At 42.6% G+C, this 15079-nt stretch carries 14 protein-coding genes; 11 read left to right on the top strand and 3 right to left on the bottom strand.

Annotation, left to right across the window (positions count from 1 at the left end):
* The first annotated feature begins 53 nt into the window (after positions 1-53).
* The 6 genes from ACYQ4S_RS01460 to ACYQ4S_RS01435 all read left to right on the top strand — a co-directional run bounded on the left by ACYQ4S_RS01460 (position 54) and on the right by ACYQ4S_RS01435 (position 8950).
* Entirely contained in the window at positions 54-2171 is a 2118-nt protein-coding gene (locus ACYQ4S_RS01460; protein WP_459768895.1) for a PBP1A family penicillin-binding protein, read from the top strand.
* A gap of 107 nt (positions 2172-2278) precedes the next feature.
* A complete protein-coding gene (locus ACYQ4S_RS01455) occupies positions 2279-2620 on the top strand; it encodes a YlbF/YmcA family competence regulator (RefSeq protein ID WP_459768893.1) in 342 nt (113 codons plus the stop codon).
* Between the two features lie 95 nt (positions 2621-2715).
* Positions 2716-3939, top strand: a complete 1224-nt coding sequence (locus ACYQ4S_RS01450; protein WP_346023779.1) for a metallophosphoesterase family protein — start codon at positions 2716-2718, stop codon at positions 3937-3939.
* 4 nt (positions 3940-3943) lie between these two features.
* A complete protein-coding gene (locus tag ACYQ4S_RS01445; RefSeq protein ID WP_459768891.1) occupies positions 3944-6730 on the top strand; it encodes an ATP-binding protein in 2787 nt (928 codons plus the stop codon).
* Positions 6731-6784: 54 nt separating this feature from the next.
* Entirely contained in the window at positions 6785-7753 is a 969-nt protein-coding gene (locus tag ACYQ4S_RS01440) for a 3'-5' exoribonuclease YhaM family protein (protein WP_346023781.1), read from the top strand.
* A 162-nt stretch (positions 7754-7915) separates the two neighbouring features.
* Positions 7916-8950, top strand: a complete 1035-nt coding sequence (locus ACYQ4S_RS01435; RefSeq protein WP_346023782.1) for a peptidylprolyl isomerase — start codon at positions 7916-7918, stop codon at positions 8948-8950.
* A 234-nt stretch (positions 8951-9184) separates the two neighbouring features.
* Here ACYQ4S_RS01435 and ACYQ4S_RS01430 read toward each other — a convergent pair whose 3' ends face one another.
* Both ACYQ4S_RS01430 and ACYQ4S_RS01425 read right to left on the bottom strand, forming a co-directional pair.
* Positions 9185-9541, bottom strand: a complete 357-nt coding sequence (locus ACYQ4S_RS01430; RefSeq protein ID WP_346023783.1) for a YtxH domain-containing protein — start codon at positions 9539-9541, stop codon at positions 9185-9187.
* 4 nt (positions 9542-9545) lie between these two features.
* The gene (locus tag ACYQ4S_RS01425) at positions 9546-9983 is read right to left on the bottom strand and encodes an HIT family protein (protein WP_346023784.1); all 438 of its coding nucleotides are present in this window, start codon (positions 9981-9983) and stop codon (positions 9546-9548) included.
* Positions 9984-10126: 143 nt separating this feature from the next.
* Here ACYQ4S_RS01425 and ACYQ4S_RS01420 point away from each other — a divergent pair, with 143 nt between their 5' ends.
* From ACYQ4S_RS01420 to trmB, 5 genes are all read left to right on the top strand, one after another.
* Complete coding sequence (locus ACYQ4S_RS01420; RefSeq protein ID WP_346023785.1) at positions 10127-10861, top strand: ABC transporter ATP-binding protein; 735 nt, start codon at positions 10127-10129, stop codon at positions 10859-10861.
* Positions 10821-12068, top strand: coding sequence for an ABC transporter permease (locus ACYQ4S_RS01415; protein WP_459768888.1), 1248 nt, complete (start codon positions 10821-10823; stop codon positions 12066-12068). Before ACYQ4S_RS01420 ends, ACYQ4S_RS01415 begins: the two co-directional genes overlap by 41 nt.
* A 17-nt stretch (positions 12069-12085) precedes the next feature.
* On the top strand, positions 12086-12946 hold the full coding sequence (gene dat, locus ACYQ4S_RS01410) for a D-amino-acid transaminase (protein ID WP_459768886.1): 861 nt from the start codon (positions 12086-12088) through the stop codon (positions 12944-12946).
* Positions 12947-13020: 74 nt separating this feature from the next.
* Positions 13021-13851 (top strand): phosphotransferase family protein, encoded by an 831-nt coding sequence (locus ACYQ4S_RS01405; RefSeq protein WP_346023788.1) that lies wholly within the window; start codon positions 13021-13023, stop codon positions 13849-13851.
* A 69-nt stretch (positions 13852-13920) separates the two neighbouring features.
* The gene (gene trmB / locus ACYQ4S_RS01400; RefSeq protein ID WP_459768883.1) at positions 13921-14559 is read left to right on the top strand and encodes a tRNA (guanosine(46)-N7)-methyltransferase TrmB; all 639 of its coding nucleotides are present in this window, start codon (positions 13921-13923) and stop codon (positions 14557-14559) included.
* Positions 14560-14675: 116 nt separating this feature from the next.
* Here the strand turns inward: trmB and ACYQ4S_RS01395 are convergent, their stop codons facing one another.
* Complete coding sequence (locus ACYQ4S_RS01395; protein ID WP_346023790.1) at positions 14676-15035, bottom strand: hypothetical protein; 360 nt, start codon at positions 15033-15035, stop codon at positions 14676-14678.
* Positions 15036-15079: the final 44 nt, after the last annotated feature.

Here is a 15079-nt window from a genome sequence, read left to right as displayed (position 1 = left end):
AGACGATGATGCTTAACTGTTTAAAGGGATAGGAGTAAGATGAGGGAATAATCATGACTAAAAATCAATTAAAACAAAAACTAAAAAAAATGTTCAGTCACACCATACAGAAACTGAAACCCAGGCTGAAACGGTCCTGGGTAGTAGGGAAACGTAAATGGAAGAAATTCCATATGACTAAACTGCTCATACTGACCGTTCTCTCTGTTGCGCTGTTATTCAGCGTCTATCTTGCCGTTCTCGCAAGGACGGCAAATGTGAATGCCTTGAGAGCAGGGCTCGAACAGTCTACTACGATTATGGACGAGCAGGGTGAGGAAGCTGGAACGCTATTTGCACAAAAAGGCTCATTCGTGGAATTGGAAAGAATCTCTCCTCATATTGTTGATGCAGTAATATCGACAGAAGATCAGCGGTTTGAGAAGCATCGCGGATTTGATCCGATCGGAATTGGACGTGCAGCTGTAGGATATGTTATGAACAGAGGACAGATAGTCGGTGGTGGAAGTACAATCACCCAACAATTGGCCAAAAATGCCTACCTCTATGCAGATCAGACCCTGATGAGGAAACTCAGGGAGCTGTTTCTGGCTATAGAAATAGAGAAGCACTACACTAAAGATCAGATACTGGAAATGTATCTCAATAGTGTCTACTTTGGTAACGGAGTATGGGGTGTTGAGGATGCTTCTATGAAATACTTTGGCAAGGGAGCATCTGATGTCACTGTTCCCGAGGCTGCGGCTATAGCAGCTATGCTGAAAGCACCCAGTCATTATAATCCGATCGACAATTATGAGCGGTCGATCAGCAGAAGAAACGTCGTGCTTTCATTGATGGAAAATACTGGAACGATCACTGGGGAGGAAAGAGCCAGCTATCAGCAGACTGGACTGACTCTGGTTGACAGATATAACAGCACAGATGGATACCGCTATCCCTATTATTTTGATGCAGTCATAAACGAAGCAGTTAACAGGTACGGCTTTGAAGAAGAAGACCTGATGAACAACGGTTATACTATATACACTTCTCTTAATCAGACTCATCAGCAGCAGATGGATGCAGTCTATGCCAGCAACAGCAATTTCGAAGTGGCTGCTGACGGAACAGCGGCGCAGAGTGCATCTATCGCACTGAATCCGAAAACTGGCGGAGTGAGCGCAGTAATCGGTGGTCTAGGAGACTACACTTTCCGAGGATTCAATAGAGCAACGCAAATGAGAAGGCAGCCAGGATCAGTAATCAAGCCTCTGGGCGTCTTCACACCAGCACTGGAAGCAGGATATGCGCCTGATTCACTACTTAAGGATGAGCTGCTCTCTTACGGTGAAACAGGTTATACCCCAACGAACTTATCTGGTTATTATAGCGGAGAAGTTCAGATGTATAGAGCTTTAGCAGATAGTCTCAATGCACCGGCGGTCTGGCTGCTCAATGAACTCGGGTTGAGAAAAGGGATGAATAAAGTTGAACAGTTCGGTTTAAGAGTAACGGACAAAGATAATCATTTGGGGGCTATCGCATTAGGTGGAATGGACAGAGGTGTTTCGCCTCTGGAAATTGCCAGTGCGTACAGCGTCTTCGCCAATGAAGGAATTAGAAAAGATCCGCACTTTATTACACGAATTGTCGACGCCACAGGAGCTGTGGTTGTGGACAATACTTCTCCCAGATCAAAACGTGTGGTGTCCGCTAAAGTAGCCGATCAGATGAACAGCATGCTCTTAAGCGTGTTCGATAACGGGACTGGACGAAACATTCAACCAGACGGTTTCAAGATAGCGGGTAAAACGGGGACAACACAGACAGAATCAGGTACAGGAGCAACCGACCAGTGGGTGGTTGGTTATACACCTGACATTGTGATCACTAGCTGGATGGGTTATGATCATACAACTGACAATCACTATCTCAACACAGCAACGTCTCAAGGAATCGGACAGGTATTCAAAGCTCAAATGGAGGCCATCCTTCCTCACACGGAGCAGTCTACTTTCCTGGTAGAAGAAGCTGGATCAGGATTTAGAGTTGAAGAGCCTTCATTTATGGATAGAATGACAGAAGGGCTGGACGATGCAAGTGAATTTATCAGAGAGGGATCCTCTGTGATCCGTGAACGTGCCGGAGAGCTGTTCAGACAGTTCCGCAGTCGACAGCCAGGACAATAAGTTAATTAAAGCCTTTTAATCTTTTCTGGCAAGACCATTCAATTCGTGATAAACTTGTATAGTAAAGAAAAAGCTCGACATAGAGCGAAAATTGAAGGGATGAGACGATGGCTGTCAACATTTATGACACGGCTAACCAGTTAGAACAGGAATTAAGAAACACTGAAGAATTTACGACATTAGAAGCGGCATTCGGTGCTGTTAAAGAAGATGAAGAGGCAAGTCGCGTATTTAACGAATTCCGTCAAGTACAGCAGACGATCCAGCAGAAACAGATGATGGGCCAGGAAATTTCTGAAGAAGAAGCAGTACAGGCTCAGGAGGTTTCGACTAAAATCAGTCAGAATGAAATCATTACTAAACTGCTTGAAGCTGAAAAGCAAGTCGGCCAGATGATCGACGACATCAACCAGGTAGTATTGAAACCCGTTAGAGAATTATATCAATAAAAGATCAGATGAAGAGGGCTTGCTAATATAGTGAGTCCTTTTCACTAACACTACTAAGAACATATGTACCCTATAAGAAGAAGGAGTGTTTACTCATGGTCCTATTTGTTCACGCCGCAGATCTGCATCTGGACAGCCCCTATAAAGGCATCAAAGATCTGTCCAGCCGTCTGGGGGAAAAAATAAAAGAATCAACTTTCCAGTCATTGACTGCTATTGTCGACCTGGCAGTGGATCAACAGGTCGATTTTGTGCTTTTCTCAGGAGACATCTACGATCTGGAAGATCGGAGTATCAAAGCTCAGATTGTCTTTAAAGAAGAGATGCAGAGACTGAATGACCAGGGCATTCCAGTCTGTCTGATCCACGGGAATCATGATTTCTTGGGAAATGAAGCAGACCATCTTTCCTTGCCGTCAAACGTGACTGTATTTCCCTCTGAAGTAGAGACGATTTACATACAGACAAAAAAAGGGGAGCGTGTGGCTGTCAGCGGATTCAGTTATGATAGAAAATGGATCGACAGGCGCATGATAATAGACTACCCTTCTCGAAAGGCACAGATAGATTATCACATAGGCCTTCTCCATGGTTACGAAGAAGGACAGAAATCAGAGCATGGCAGGTATGCACCTTTTTCCCTTGCTGAACTGGCTGAAAAGAATTATGATTACTGGGCTTTGGGGCACATCCACAATAGGCAGCAGCTTTCAGCTGAACCACTTGTTTATTACAGTGGAAATACCCAAGGACGTCATAGGAAAGAAACTGGAGACAAAGGCTGTCTGCTAGTCAATTTATCCCGTTCAGGTCATAGCGTCGACTTTAAAGCTACTGCACCAATCATCTGGAAGGAACTCAATATCGATGTAAGCACACTTGAGACACTCGACAGTATTTATGAAAAGATCAGACAGGCAGTGATTGAAACAAGTGACGCTCAGACACTGCTTTATCTTAAAGTCATCGTTTCGTCGCAATTATCAGATAAGATAATGACTAAATTGAATCAGGATGACTTCATTGAAACGCTGCACCATGATTCTGATAAATCTTTTGCTTTCGTAACGGGGCTTAAAATACAGATAAGTAACGTCACAGCAAATCAGGTATCGCTGGAACAGCTGTTTACAGAGGAGTGGAAGAGATCGGTCGAGTATTATTCAGAAAATGAAGCATTTAACGAAGTGACTAAGGAACTGCTGAATACCCATCCGTTTTCAGTGGAACTGTCTGAACAGACTGAAGAATACAGACGCGAGATTTTAGAGTCAGCACTGACTTTGCTTCAATATGATATAGGAATGAATGAGGGATAGAGAAATGAGAATAAAAAAGCTCGTGATTTATGGATACGGGAAGTGGATCGATGCTGAATTTGACTTATCCTCTTCGATCCAGGTTATACAGGGGCAGAATGAAGCCGGAAAATCTACGCTGATGTCGTTTATTCATAGTATATTATTTGGTTTCCCGACCAGACATAGTTCTGCTCTCAGATATGAACCGAAAGAAAGCAGTCGTTATGGAGGGAAAGTGATTCTTGACGACGACCGTTTCGGTGAAGTGACGATCGAAAGAGTAAATGGAAAAGTCACTGGAGATGTAACGGTTACCCTCGAAGATGGAACTGAAGGAGATGAGAGACTGCTTGATACGATCCTTCATAAAAAAAACAGATCATTTTATGAGCAGATCTATTCATTTGATCTGAAGGGTGTTGAAGAAACAAAAGGCATGAACCGGGAGCAGTTCAACCGCTTCTTCTTAAGTGTCGGATCCTTTGGAAATGAGCAGTTCCTTAAGCAGGCCGATCAGTATAAACAGAAAGCCTCTCAGCTGTTTAAACCGACGGGACGCAAACCGAAAGTAAACGAGCTCTATCGCTCCCTAAAAAAGCAGAAAGAGCAGTTGAGTAAAGCGAAAGAAAAAAACGAAACATACATTATCCGGGTCAAGGGTAAAGAAACGGTCGATGCAGAAATGGATCAGCTGGAAAAAGAATTGAAGCAGAAACGAGAAGAGAGGGACCTTCTTAACCATCACCTCAAGCATATTGAAACAATTGAAGAATTGAACCGGCTGAAGAGAGAAATCGATCAGTACCCGGACCAGTCATTACCAGAAGATGGTCTGATCCAGCTCAACCAAATCAATAGACAGCTTGAAAAAATGAGAGAACAGACTAAGGAACTGCATGAGAAGCAGAATGCTCTTCAGGACAAGTATCGCCCCTCAAAAGAACTGCTGGTGTATCAGGAGAACGAAAAGGCAGTGGATCAGCTGACAGGCAAGTGGGATCAGCTTGAGTTGAAAGCTGACTCGATTAGAGAACTAAAGCAGCAGATCACCCTTCTGGAACAGCAGACCTTTGAGTTTAAGTTAAGAGAAGGCCTGTCCCTTCAGGATGACTTGCCCGAGGATCTTACTTCAGACAGCAGAGGGCAAGTTCAGCTGATCGATCAGTCAATAAATCGTTTGGATCAGGAAGAAAAGGAATCGAACGAAACGATTGAAAGACTTAAGCTTAAAATCGAACATAACGAAGAACAAATCGATTCGATTGAAGAGACGCTATGGCCACTCTTGACATTTAAAGCAGTTGAGGCAGAAGAAAAACAGAAAAGAACACTCGATACGCCAAAAGTCTCCGAGAGAAAACCGGTCATACTTATTACCAGTTTCTTATTGCTGCTTGCTTTCCTTGCATTAGTACTTCAAAACTGGTTTCCCCTTCTAGGTGTTTTCCTTCTTGCTGGAGTGTGGACTATCATGGCCAGACGAAAAGGAGAAGCCGTTAATTATAGAGAACCAGATTATGACAGAAGTGAATATTACTATCAGAAGAAACTGCGGCAGCAGTGGAAAGACACGCTTGCATCTATCGATTCACTGCAGCAGCAGATTGGCGAGGAAAAAGATTCTCAGAACAGGATCAGGCAGGAAAAAGAAAAGTATGCTGCATCATTTTCAGAATGGAAATCAGTTCATCGTTACCCTGAACACTACTCACTGACTGCTGTGATGTCTTCAATGGAAAAGATGTCAGAAATAAGAAAAGTTGAACGACAGCAGAGAGAACTGTCAGATAGATTGTCAGAACAAATAACTGAGCTGGATAAGGAACTGAGACAGAACGCCTTTACTCGTACCATTTACGAAGACGAACAGGATCCGTTAAACGTCTTTTCTGAGGCTAGAAAAAAACTCAGACAGATTGAGCAGGACAAGCGACTACAGCAGGCCTATATAAAAGAAACTGAGAAAATTCAGAATGCTGTATTATATTTTGTTCAGCAGGAGAAAGAACAGAATAAAATGAAGCATGAGCTTTATGATCAGGCTTCTGCAAAGAACGAAGAAGCCTTTATACGTGCCTATCACACGCTTGAGGAAAAGAACGAAAAGATCAGACGCTATGAGCATTTATCTTCGACAATCGATGTAAGTGAACAGTCTCTGGCCTTGTCAGGCGAAGATGTGAAAAGTAAGCTGATGGAACTGGCTGAATCAGCAGAAGAGTTAGAAAGCCTCTATAAAGAAAAAGCCCGAAGATCTGTCGAACTTGCTTACGAAATAAAGGAACTGGAAGAAGGTGGGACTTACTCGGAACTGCTTCAAAAGTACGAAAATGAAAAAAGTATTTATCAGGATGCAGCTGATCAATGGAGCACATACAAAATTGCCTCCTCATTGATTGAACGGACTCTGAATAACGCTAAAGCCAATCAGCTGCCTCAGACCATTGCTCTGGCAGAAAAATATTTTTCTTCACTTACGTCGGGAGACTACCCATCGATCCTTATGGACTCCGACGAGTTCTTTGTGATTGACCGCAGTGGAAAGAAATGGGCAGCGGAAGAGCTCTCAAGAGGAACTGTCGAGCCGCTTTACGCTGCGATACGACTGGCTTTTGTAGTCAGCTTTAAAGATACGGTGCGTTTTCCGGTCATTATTGATGATAGTTTTGTCAATGTCGATGAAGCGAGAAAAAGTAAACTGTATGATCTGCTGAATGAGGTCTGTCAGTCTGTACAAGTCATTTATTTTACCTTTGATTCAACTATTACTGATTATGTTCCTGAGTCTCATGTGTTAAAATTGAACTAAGTAGTGGAACAAACATATTGAAGATAATGAACAGCAGGCAAAGGAGTGACGACAATGAAAAAGTTATACGACTACCAGAAAGATGAGCAGTTGAACCTCTTCCTTCTGATCAAATCAGCTGAAGAAAAAAAAACACGGAACAATAAACCTTATCTTGCCCTGATTCTACAAGACACCAGTGGAGAAATTTCGGCTAATTACTGGGATGCTTCTCCCAATGATGTTGAACAGTTCAAGCCGGGCCGAGTTATAAAAGTGGATGGCAGACGGGAAGAATACAATGGGGCCCCTCAACTGCGAATCAAGCAGATGAGGCTTGTTAAAGATGATGAACCGTCTAATCCTGACTTATACATTGAACGGGCACCAGTCAATAAAGACAAGATGATCGAAGCATTCAACCAGGCTGTCTTTGACATAACTAATGCTCACCTGAACCGTATTGTTCGCTATATAATGAAAAAGTATCAGAGAGAGTTCTTCCAAAGTCCTGCTGCAAAGAAAAATCACCATGCATACCTCGGCGGACTGGCTTTCCACACAATGTCCATGCTCAAAATTGCAAAATCAATAACGGCTAGTTATGATCTGCTGAACCCATCTCTGCTTTATGCTGGAATAATTCTACATGATGTCGGAAAGGTGATAGAACTCAGCGGACCAACAGCCACAGAATATACGCTCGAGGGTAAACTGGTGGGACACATCGTCCTTATCTATGATGAGATTTCAAAAGCGTGTGTGGAGCTGAAAATCGACGAAAGTCACGAAGACGTTCTTTTGCTTAAACACCTTGTGCTTGCTCATCATGGCGAGATGGAATATGGTTCTCCAGTGAGACCACAGATTCCTGAAGCTGAAATCATCCATTACATCGATCAGATCGATGCGAAGATGAATATGATGGAGTCTGCCTTAAGAAAAACAGAAGCTGGAGAATTCTCTGAACGGATCTGGGCCATGGACAACCGCTCGTTTTTCAAAAGCACGGTAAAGAATGAGAGACCAGCCTCTGAACAATAAACGATCTATTTGTGAAGGCTTGATGAAAAATAGTAAAGATTTGCTTTATACGTTTTCATTTTCTTTAGACCTGTGTTATATTAATTGAGGTACGGACATGGGTGATAATTTCTGCCTTGACCGTTCACTAGATTATAAGAATTAGGATGTGTATTTACGCGTATGAAAAAAATGTTATTTGGCGCAGTAGCCTGTTCAGGACTTTTACTGGCAGGATGTGCAAGCAGTCCCGAAGTAGCTTCAACAGTAGCTGGACGTGTTCGTGAAGATGAATTATATGAAAGAATGAAAAATGAAGTCACTCAAAGTGGTATGACTTTCGGAGAGCAGATGCTGCAGCAGATCCTGCTTGAAGATATTCTTGATCACGCATATGGTGATGAAGTATCTGATGAAGATATCGATGCTGAACTCGAAAGAGAAGCTGAACCTTATGGCGGCATTGAAGAATTCGAAGAAATGATTGCCATGCAGGGCATGTCTCTGGACGATGTGAGAAACAGTGTACGCACATCACTTCAAGTGAGAGCAGCTATTAAGGATCATGTCGAAATAACAGAGGAAGAAATCGAAGAAGCATACGAGAATTATGCTATCGATTCAACTGTTGCTCATATTCTTGTAGAGGACTTAGGTCTTGCTGAAGAAATCATTGATGAGTTGAATGATGGAGCTGATTTCGGTGAGCTGGTTGCTGAACATACGATGGACACTGGAACAATCGAAAGTGACGGCGAACTTGTGCTTGAACCTGGTCGTTTCGTCCCTGAATTCGAAGAAGCAGCAATGGAACTTGAAGAAGGTGAATTCACTCAGGAACCAGTAGAGTCTCAATTCGGCTATCACATCATTAAACTTGTAGAAGAAGGCGAAAAAGGCACCCTGGAAGAAGAACGTGAAACGATCGAGGCTATGCTCATTGACAGCTACATGCAGGACCAGGCAGTGGTTCAGGAAGTTATCGGCGAACTTGTACGTGACGCGAATGTTCAGATTTCAGACGAAGATCTGACAGGAGCAATGCAGCAGTTCATGGAGCCTGCACCTGAACAGCAGGAAATGGATCAGGATATGCTGGACGAACTTCTAGAAGAAGACGGTAATGGCGTCGAAGAAGATCCTGAAAGTGATGAAGACACAGATACAGATGTCGATACTGATGATGACTCAGAAGAAGCAGAAGAAGATAACGAATAAAATTAAGACTATGGCACATGGGCTGATAATAATCTCCCGTGTGCTTTTTTTGTCGTAAATAATGGGGAGGGAGAACAGGTGAATAGACCATATATCGTTTTATGGACCATTAGATCTATTGGACGACATGCGAATGTACCATAAAGTCAGATATGAACCATTAGTCAGATAAATACATTAAGCTGACTCACAACACACAAAAAACGTTGCCGACCTCAAGACGGCAACGTTTTTTTATTCGGTTGGTGAAGATAGAGTATCTGCTGTCTTTTCTACTTCAGTCTGAATTTTCTCGGCTTTTTCCTGAATCCGTCTCATACGAGGTTCAGCTTCTTTCTGAAATTCGGCTGCCACTGTCTGCATGTCGCTCATGAATTCAGTCTGTACAAAATTTACTTCAGAAGTCAATCGGCTGACAGCTGATTTCAAGTCATTGACTTTATCTGTTACATCCTGAACATGGTCAGTTGTATCATCGATATAGGCCTTCAGCATTTCCTGATTCTGCTTTCCTGGTCTGGGTGTTCTGACCAGCCCGTAAAATCCTCCAAGAACGACTCCTGATAAGCTTCCTAATAGAAAATGTTTCATGATCTTACCCCTCCTTTGCTAGTGTGCTGACGATTTTGTTCCGAACCTCATCCAGCTCGTCATCAGAATAATCGTCCGAATGTGTGTCCCATTTCAGTCCAAAACCATCTTTATCAGAGTTATATCTAGGTAGCAGATGAACATGGCCATGGAATACGCTCTGAGAGGCGATCTCCTCATTGTTCATCAGGAGATTTAACCCTTCACATTCCGGATCGAATGATCGGACGGCACGTGCTATCTTTGGTATTTTCGCAAATACGTCCGCAGCCAGCTCGTCTGTATAGTCGAGAATATTTCTGACATGCTTTTTGGAAATGACTAGAGTATGTCCCTTAGTCACTTGAGATACATCCAGAATGGCAATGACTGTATCATCTTCATAGACTTTTCTGGACGGGATCTCACCATCAATAATCTTACAGAATATGCACTCGCTCATGACTTTCCCTCTTTCCATAGTACAGTATAGATACAGTTTATCATATTATGCCGGGAAATAATAAAAAGACACTACTGGAATCTTTAAACCTTCACTTTGTGTGGTAAAATATAAGCACTAGTTTACAGGGAAGGATAGGTAGTATGAGCTTGAAAGTTGAATCTCTGACAGGGGGATACAGTAGAATACCTGTTTTAAAATCCGTATCGTTCGACATTGCAGATGGTGAACTGATCGGACTGATCGGGTTAAATGGTGCCGGAAAAAGTACCACCATCAAACATATTATCGGCCTGATGAAGGCTTTCGAAGGAACAGTTAAAATAGATGGCCGAACGATCAACGAAGATCCGGAAACGTATCGCAGAAAAATTGGATTCATCCCGGAGTCGCCCCTGCTATATGACGAACTGACTTTAAAGGAGCACATTGAGATGACGATCATGGCATATGGGCTTGATCGCGAACAGGCTTGGAAGACAGCGAATTATCTGCTTGACCTGTTCAGGCTGACCGAGCGGCTTGAGTGGTTTCCAACAGACTTTTCAAAAGGCATGAAGCAGAAAGTGATGATTGTCTGTGCCTTTGTTATTGAGCCGTCTCTGTTTATTATTGATGAGCCTTTTCTTGGACTTGATCCATTGGCTATCAGAGACCTTATCCAGCTTATGGAAGAACATAAGCGTAACGGGGCCTCAATATTAATGTCCACCCATGTACTGGCAAATGCAGAACGAATCTGCGATAAATTTGTCGTCATGCATGATGGTGAAATATATGCGATGGGAACGATGGCTGACTTAAGAAAACACTTCGACATGCCGGAAGCTACTCTTGATGAGATGTACGGACGGCTGGCTGACAGGGAAGGGTTTTAAAATGACGGTCAGAGACATGTTTAAAAAGAGAACTAATGAGTATTACAGTCGGCTTGGCAAATACCTTAAATACGTGTTCAATGATCACTTTGTCATTGCTCTGATGATCCTGACGGGTGCATTAGGGTTTACTTATTCAGATTACGTCGAAACCGTTGCTCCATCGGATCTTCTCCCGCGTCTATTGCTTGTTGTGATCGTATACTCTGTCTTGCCAGTAGGTGGAATAAGGACACTGATCGAACCAGCTGATGGCATATATCTCCTCCCTATTGAAAAGCAGATGGCTCCGATCATGAGGCGACACTTGCTTGTAAGTGGCCTGTTTTTAAGTGCGGGGATGGCTGTGATTGCGACTCTTACGATGCCTTTAATGGAAGCTTTAAACATATCTGGTCAGGCATACAGCTTAAGCTGGCTGGCTGTATTAATCTGTCTGAAGCTGATCGATCTGCTGGTCCAGTATCACTCATTTCAGTCGGACAGTTTAACGCTGATACGAACTATCTATACAGGTAGACACATTCTGATACTGGGAACTCTAGGGCTGAGTCTTTTCGTTTCCCTATGGGTTGGTCTATTATTGAGCTTGTCTGGACTGTTCGGGCTGATTTACCTGGTCTTCAGTTATTCACGTGAAAAGCTGTGGAACTGGGACAGAATGATCGACATTGAACAGAAACGAGTCCAAGGCATATACAGGTTGATCAATCTTTTCATTGAAACGCCTTATGGACAAAATAAAGTTAAACGTATGAAAGGATTCGACCCTTTAATTAGTATCATCAGCTCTAAAACAGATCCGCATATGTATTATATCAGTAGAGTATTTATTAGACAGACAGCTTTCAGCGGGCTGTATGTCAGACTGCTGACCATCGGACTGATTGTCATATACTTCACTCCTGTTTTATGGCTGAGAACGCTTGTGAGTGTTCTGTTTATTTATCTGATCGGGTTCCAGCTTCTCCCTTTAAAACAAGTTCTGGATGAATCTGTTCATTTTAAATTGTATCCTTATACAAATACTGATAAAATAAAAGCCATCCAAAAATTGTTGAATATGGCACTGATCGTAACGAGTATCATTTTTTCTCTGGGGGCCCTCAACGGGGGGTGGGAGACCACAGGGGTAGTCTTTTTGATCAGTACACTGTTCGTTTTTGGGTTCAATTCAGTATATGTACCTAGAAGATTAGGCCATTAGGATAAGGGGAGAACGACATGAAAGTAATTTGGAATAGTGAGATTGTAGATAGAAGTGAAGTTAGAATCGATCCGGAAGATCGGGGGTATCAGTTCGGAGACGGAATCTATGAAGTAATCAGAGCTTACAATGGCCGCTTTTTCTGCCTGGATGAGCATATTGACAGGTTCTATTCCAGTGCTGGAAAAATTGAAATGGCTGTGCCCTATAGTCGAAACGAGATAAAAGCACTCGTCAACCGGCTGCTTGAAGAAACAAATATCGATACCGGAAATCTTTACCTGCAGATGACGCGAGGGATTTCTTCACCCAGGAACCATATGTACCCTGATGCAGGGGTCCTTCCAATGCTGACTGGAACGATGACAGCAGGCGAAAGAGATGCTGTCAAGCAGGGGAAAGGGATCGATACGATAGTAACAGAAGATATACGGTGGCTGAAATGTGATATCAAGATGATATCATTACTCGGAAATATCATGGTCAAGCATGAAGCACATAAAAAGAATGCCGAAGAAGCCATTCTTCATCGAGATGGGACCGTTACAGAATGCTCTGCCTCAAACATAGCGATCGTAAAGAACGGAGAAGTGATTACTCATCCTGACGGTAATCTCATTTTGCCTGGAGTGACAAAGCTTGTGTGGAAGAAATGTGCAGAAAAGCTGGATATTCCAGTAGTCGACAGACCCTTTTTACTGGAAGAAATGTACGAAGCAGAGGAAGTATTCTGTTCAAGTACGACGATTGAGGTCATGCCAGTCAGACGTATCGATGAACGAGTACTGTTCACTGATAAGCCTGGCGACTTGACGACTGCTCTGCAGGCTGAATACCTTAAAGAAATTGAACAGCAATGTGGCGAAATAGTTATATGAGTCTGAGAGATAAAAAAAGAACATACATGCGCTTGACGGAACCGATAATTCTTTCTACAATAGAAGGTGCGTAAATGTCTTTATTATTGAGCGACATAAGAAGAACATATAAAGGATTGAATACTATGGAGTTAGAGAGAGAAACGGGGTGGCAGCTGCATCCCATTGGTGGAGAAACAGGTCAAGCTTATATGGGAACGAAAAACGAAGAACGTTTATTTCTCAAGCGGAATTCATCGCCTTTTCTGGCAGCATTGTCCCTCGAAGGGATCTCTCCCAGACTCGTATGGACCAAGCGGATAGGAAACGGGGACGTGCTGACAGCTCAGGAATGGTGCAATGGCCGGACTCTGTTCAAAGAAGAAATGACTTCTTCAAGTGTGATTCAGATGATCAGAAAAGTTCATCAGTCTCAAAGTCTGAAGAGAATGTTGCATCGTCTGGGAGGGAAAGTACTCTCTCCATCTGACTTTTACTACAATGCGGTGTATGGACTGGCGCCCGATCTTATTGCCCATCCATCAATCAGACAGGCTGTATCGTACTTGGAAAAGCATATGCCAGCTGATGATCAGATTGAAAATAAAATGGTGTGCCATGGTGACATCTCGCATAAGAATTTCCTTATGTCTTCTGAAGAAGAACTCTATCTGGTTGACTGGGATTCAGCACTGCTTGCTGATCCTGTAGCCGACTTGAGTCAGCTGCTGGAACGTTATATCGATCACCAGAACTGGGACGATTGGATTACCGCTATGATTCCGTTTACTCCAGGCGCTACTACTAGTAAATTTTACTGGTACGGCACAGCTAACCTGTTGTTTGACATTAAAGCAAGCCATCAGAAACAAGATTATCTAAGGATGAACCAGTATTTGATCAAATTGAATCAGCTATTATCATAAAATTAATGAATGCAGGGACAGGTTTAACGATCTGCTCCCTTTTTTACTGAACTAACGAGGAGTGTTTAAATGAGATTACGTCACAAACCATACGCCCAGGATAAGCTACTGGAGTATAAGCAATATGTGGTTGAAAAACCGGAAGAATCAAAAGGGAAGTGGACAGAGCGGTTTGGGAAACCTCAGCCTTTGCATATTGAAATCGGATGTGGAAAAGGGCGTTTCATTATTGAAATGGCTAAACGCTATCCAGATATCAACTTTATCGGAATTGAACTGCAGACAAGTGTCATCGTCTCTGCACTGGAAAAACAGATTGATGAACAGCTGCCTAATCTGCAGCTGATGCAAGTAAACGCAAAGGATCTAAGAGACTATTTTGAACCCGGAGAAGTCGACCGCATCTATCTGACATTCTCTGATCCATGGCCAAAAAACAGACACGAGAAGCGCCGACTCACTTATAAGTCATTCCTGTCAGTCTACGAGACAATTCTAAATGATGAAGGAGAACTTCATTTCAAGACGGACAATCAGAAGCTATTCGAATATTCATTGACCAGCTTCTCCAAATATGATGCGGTGCTGGAAAAAGTGTATCTGGATCTGCACAATAGCGATGTAGAAGACAACGTAATGACAGAATATGAAGAAAAATTTTCTAAAAAAGGCAACAGAATTTATAAAGCAGTTGTCATGTTCAAATAAAAAAAGCCTCAGATAGATCTTCTGCTTAAAGCAGGGACAGATCAAGCATCTGAGGTTATTTATTCGTCTTATATCATGAGCATGATCAGCACAGGCTGAACCAGACTCATTTTCATTTAAACTCTGTAAAGGTCGATCAGGCTGCCAGTATAAGCATCGACGATGAATTCATATTGAACTAGCTTGCTTTCTTCATAGCGTGAGATCCCACCGTAATAAACATCAGTTTCATAAGCAAACTTTTTCCATGGCACTTTGGATAATTCGATCCAAGACCCGTCGATCGGTCCTTCTTTAAGAAATTCTTTTTTTATAGATTTTAAAAGATCGTCAGCCTTTAGTGACTTCTTCTTTTTAAAGAATGCAAAGGTCAGCATGCCCAGAATAAAGGAAAGCACAACTGAACCACCCAGGTACATCCAGTCTTCCGTAGAGTATGTCTTTGTTTCTTTCTTTTCTTCCTTTTTCATATACATCAGAACTCCTCCATTTCGAATTAATAACGCTTTCGTCTCTAATT

It is taken from the genome of Alkalibacterium sp. s-m-28, from assembly GCF_054658175.1.
This window is presented reverse-complemented; position numbering and strand designations above follow the sequence as displayed.

What these genes read in the sequence shown, in the direction of transcription:
- ACYQ4S_RS01460 (WP_459768895.1), top strand. Translation starts at nt 54, where the DNA reads ATGACTAAAAATCAATTAAAACAAAAACTAAAAAAAATGTTCAGTCAC.
- ACYQ4S_RS01455 (WP_459768893.1), top strand. Translation starts at nt 2,279, where the DNA reads ATGGCTGTCAACATTTATGACACGGCTAACCAGTTAGAACAGGAATTA.
- ACYQ4S_RS01450 (WP_346023779.1), top strand. Translation starts at nt 2,716, where the DNA reads ATGGTCCTATTTGTTCACGCCGCAGATCTGCATCTGGACAGCCCCTAT.
- ACYQ4S_RS01445 (WP_459768891.1), top strand. Translation starts at nt 3,944, where the DNA reads ATGAGAATAAAAAAGCTCGTGATTTATGGATACGGGAAGTGGATCGAT.
- ACYQ4S_RS01440 (WP_346023781.1), top strand. Translation starts at nt 6,785, where the DNA reads ATGAAAAAGTTATACGACTACCAGAAAGATGAGCAGTTGAACCTCTTC.
- ACYQ4S_RS01435 (WP_346023782.1), top strand. Translation starts at nt 7,916, where the DNA reads ATGAAAAAAATGTTATTTGGCGCAGTAGCCTGTTCAGGACTTTTACTG.
- ACYQ4S_RS01430 (WP_346023783.1), bottom strand. Translation starts at nt 9,541, where the DNA reads ATGAAACATTTTCTATTAGGAAGCTTATCAGGAGTCGTTCTTGGAGGA.
- ACYQ4S_RS01425 (WP_346023784.1), bottom strand. Translation starts at nt 9,983, where the DNA reads ATGAGCGAGTGCATATTCTGTAAGATTATTGATGGTGAGATCCCGTCC.
- ACYQ4S_RS01420 (WP_346023785.1), top strand. Translation starts at nt 10,127, where the DNA reads ATGAGCTTGAAAGTTGAATCTCTGACAGGGGGATACAGTAGAATACCT.
- ACYQ4S_RS01415 (WP_459768888.1), top strand. Translation starts at nt 10,821, where the DNA reads ATGAGATGTACGGACGGCTGGCTGACAGGGAAGGGTTTTAAAATGACG.
- dat (WP_459768886.1), top strand. Translation starts at nt 12,086, where the DNA reads ATGAAAGTAATTTGGAATAGTGAGATTGTAGATAGAAGTGAAGTTAGA.
- ACYQ4S_RS01405 (WP_346023788.1), top strand. Translation starts at nt 13,021, where the DNA reads ATGTCTTTATTATTGAGCGACATAAGAAGAACATATAAAGGATTGAAT.
- trmB (WP_459768883.1), top strand. Translation starts at nt 13,921, where the DNA reads ATGAGATTACGTCACAAACCATACGCCCAGGATAAGCTACTGGAGTAT.
- ACYQ4S_RS01395 (WP_346023790.1), bottom strand. Translation starts at nt 15,035, where the DNA reads ATGTATATGAAAAAGGAAGAAAAGAAAGAAACAAAGACATACTCTACG.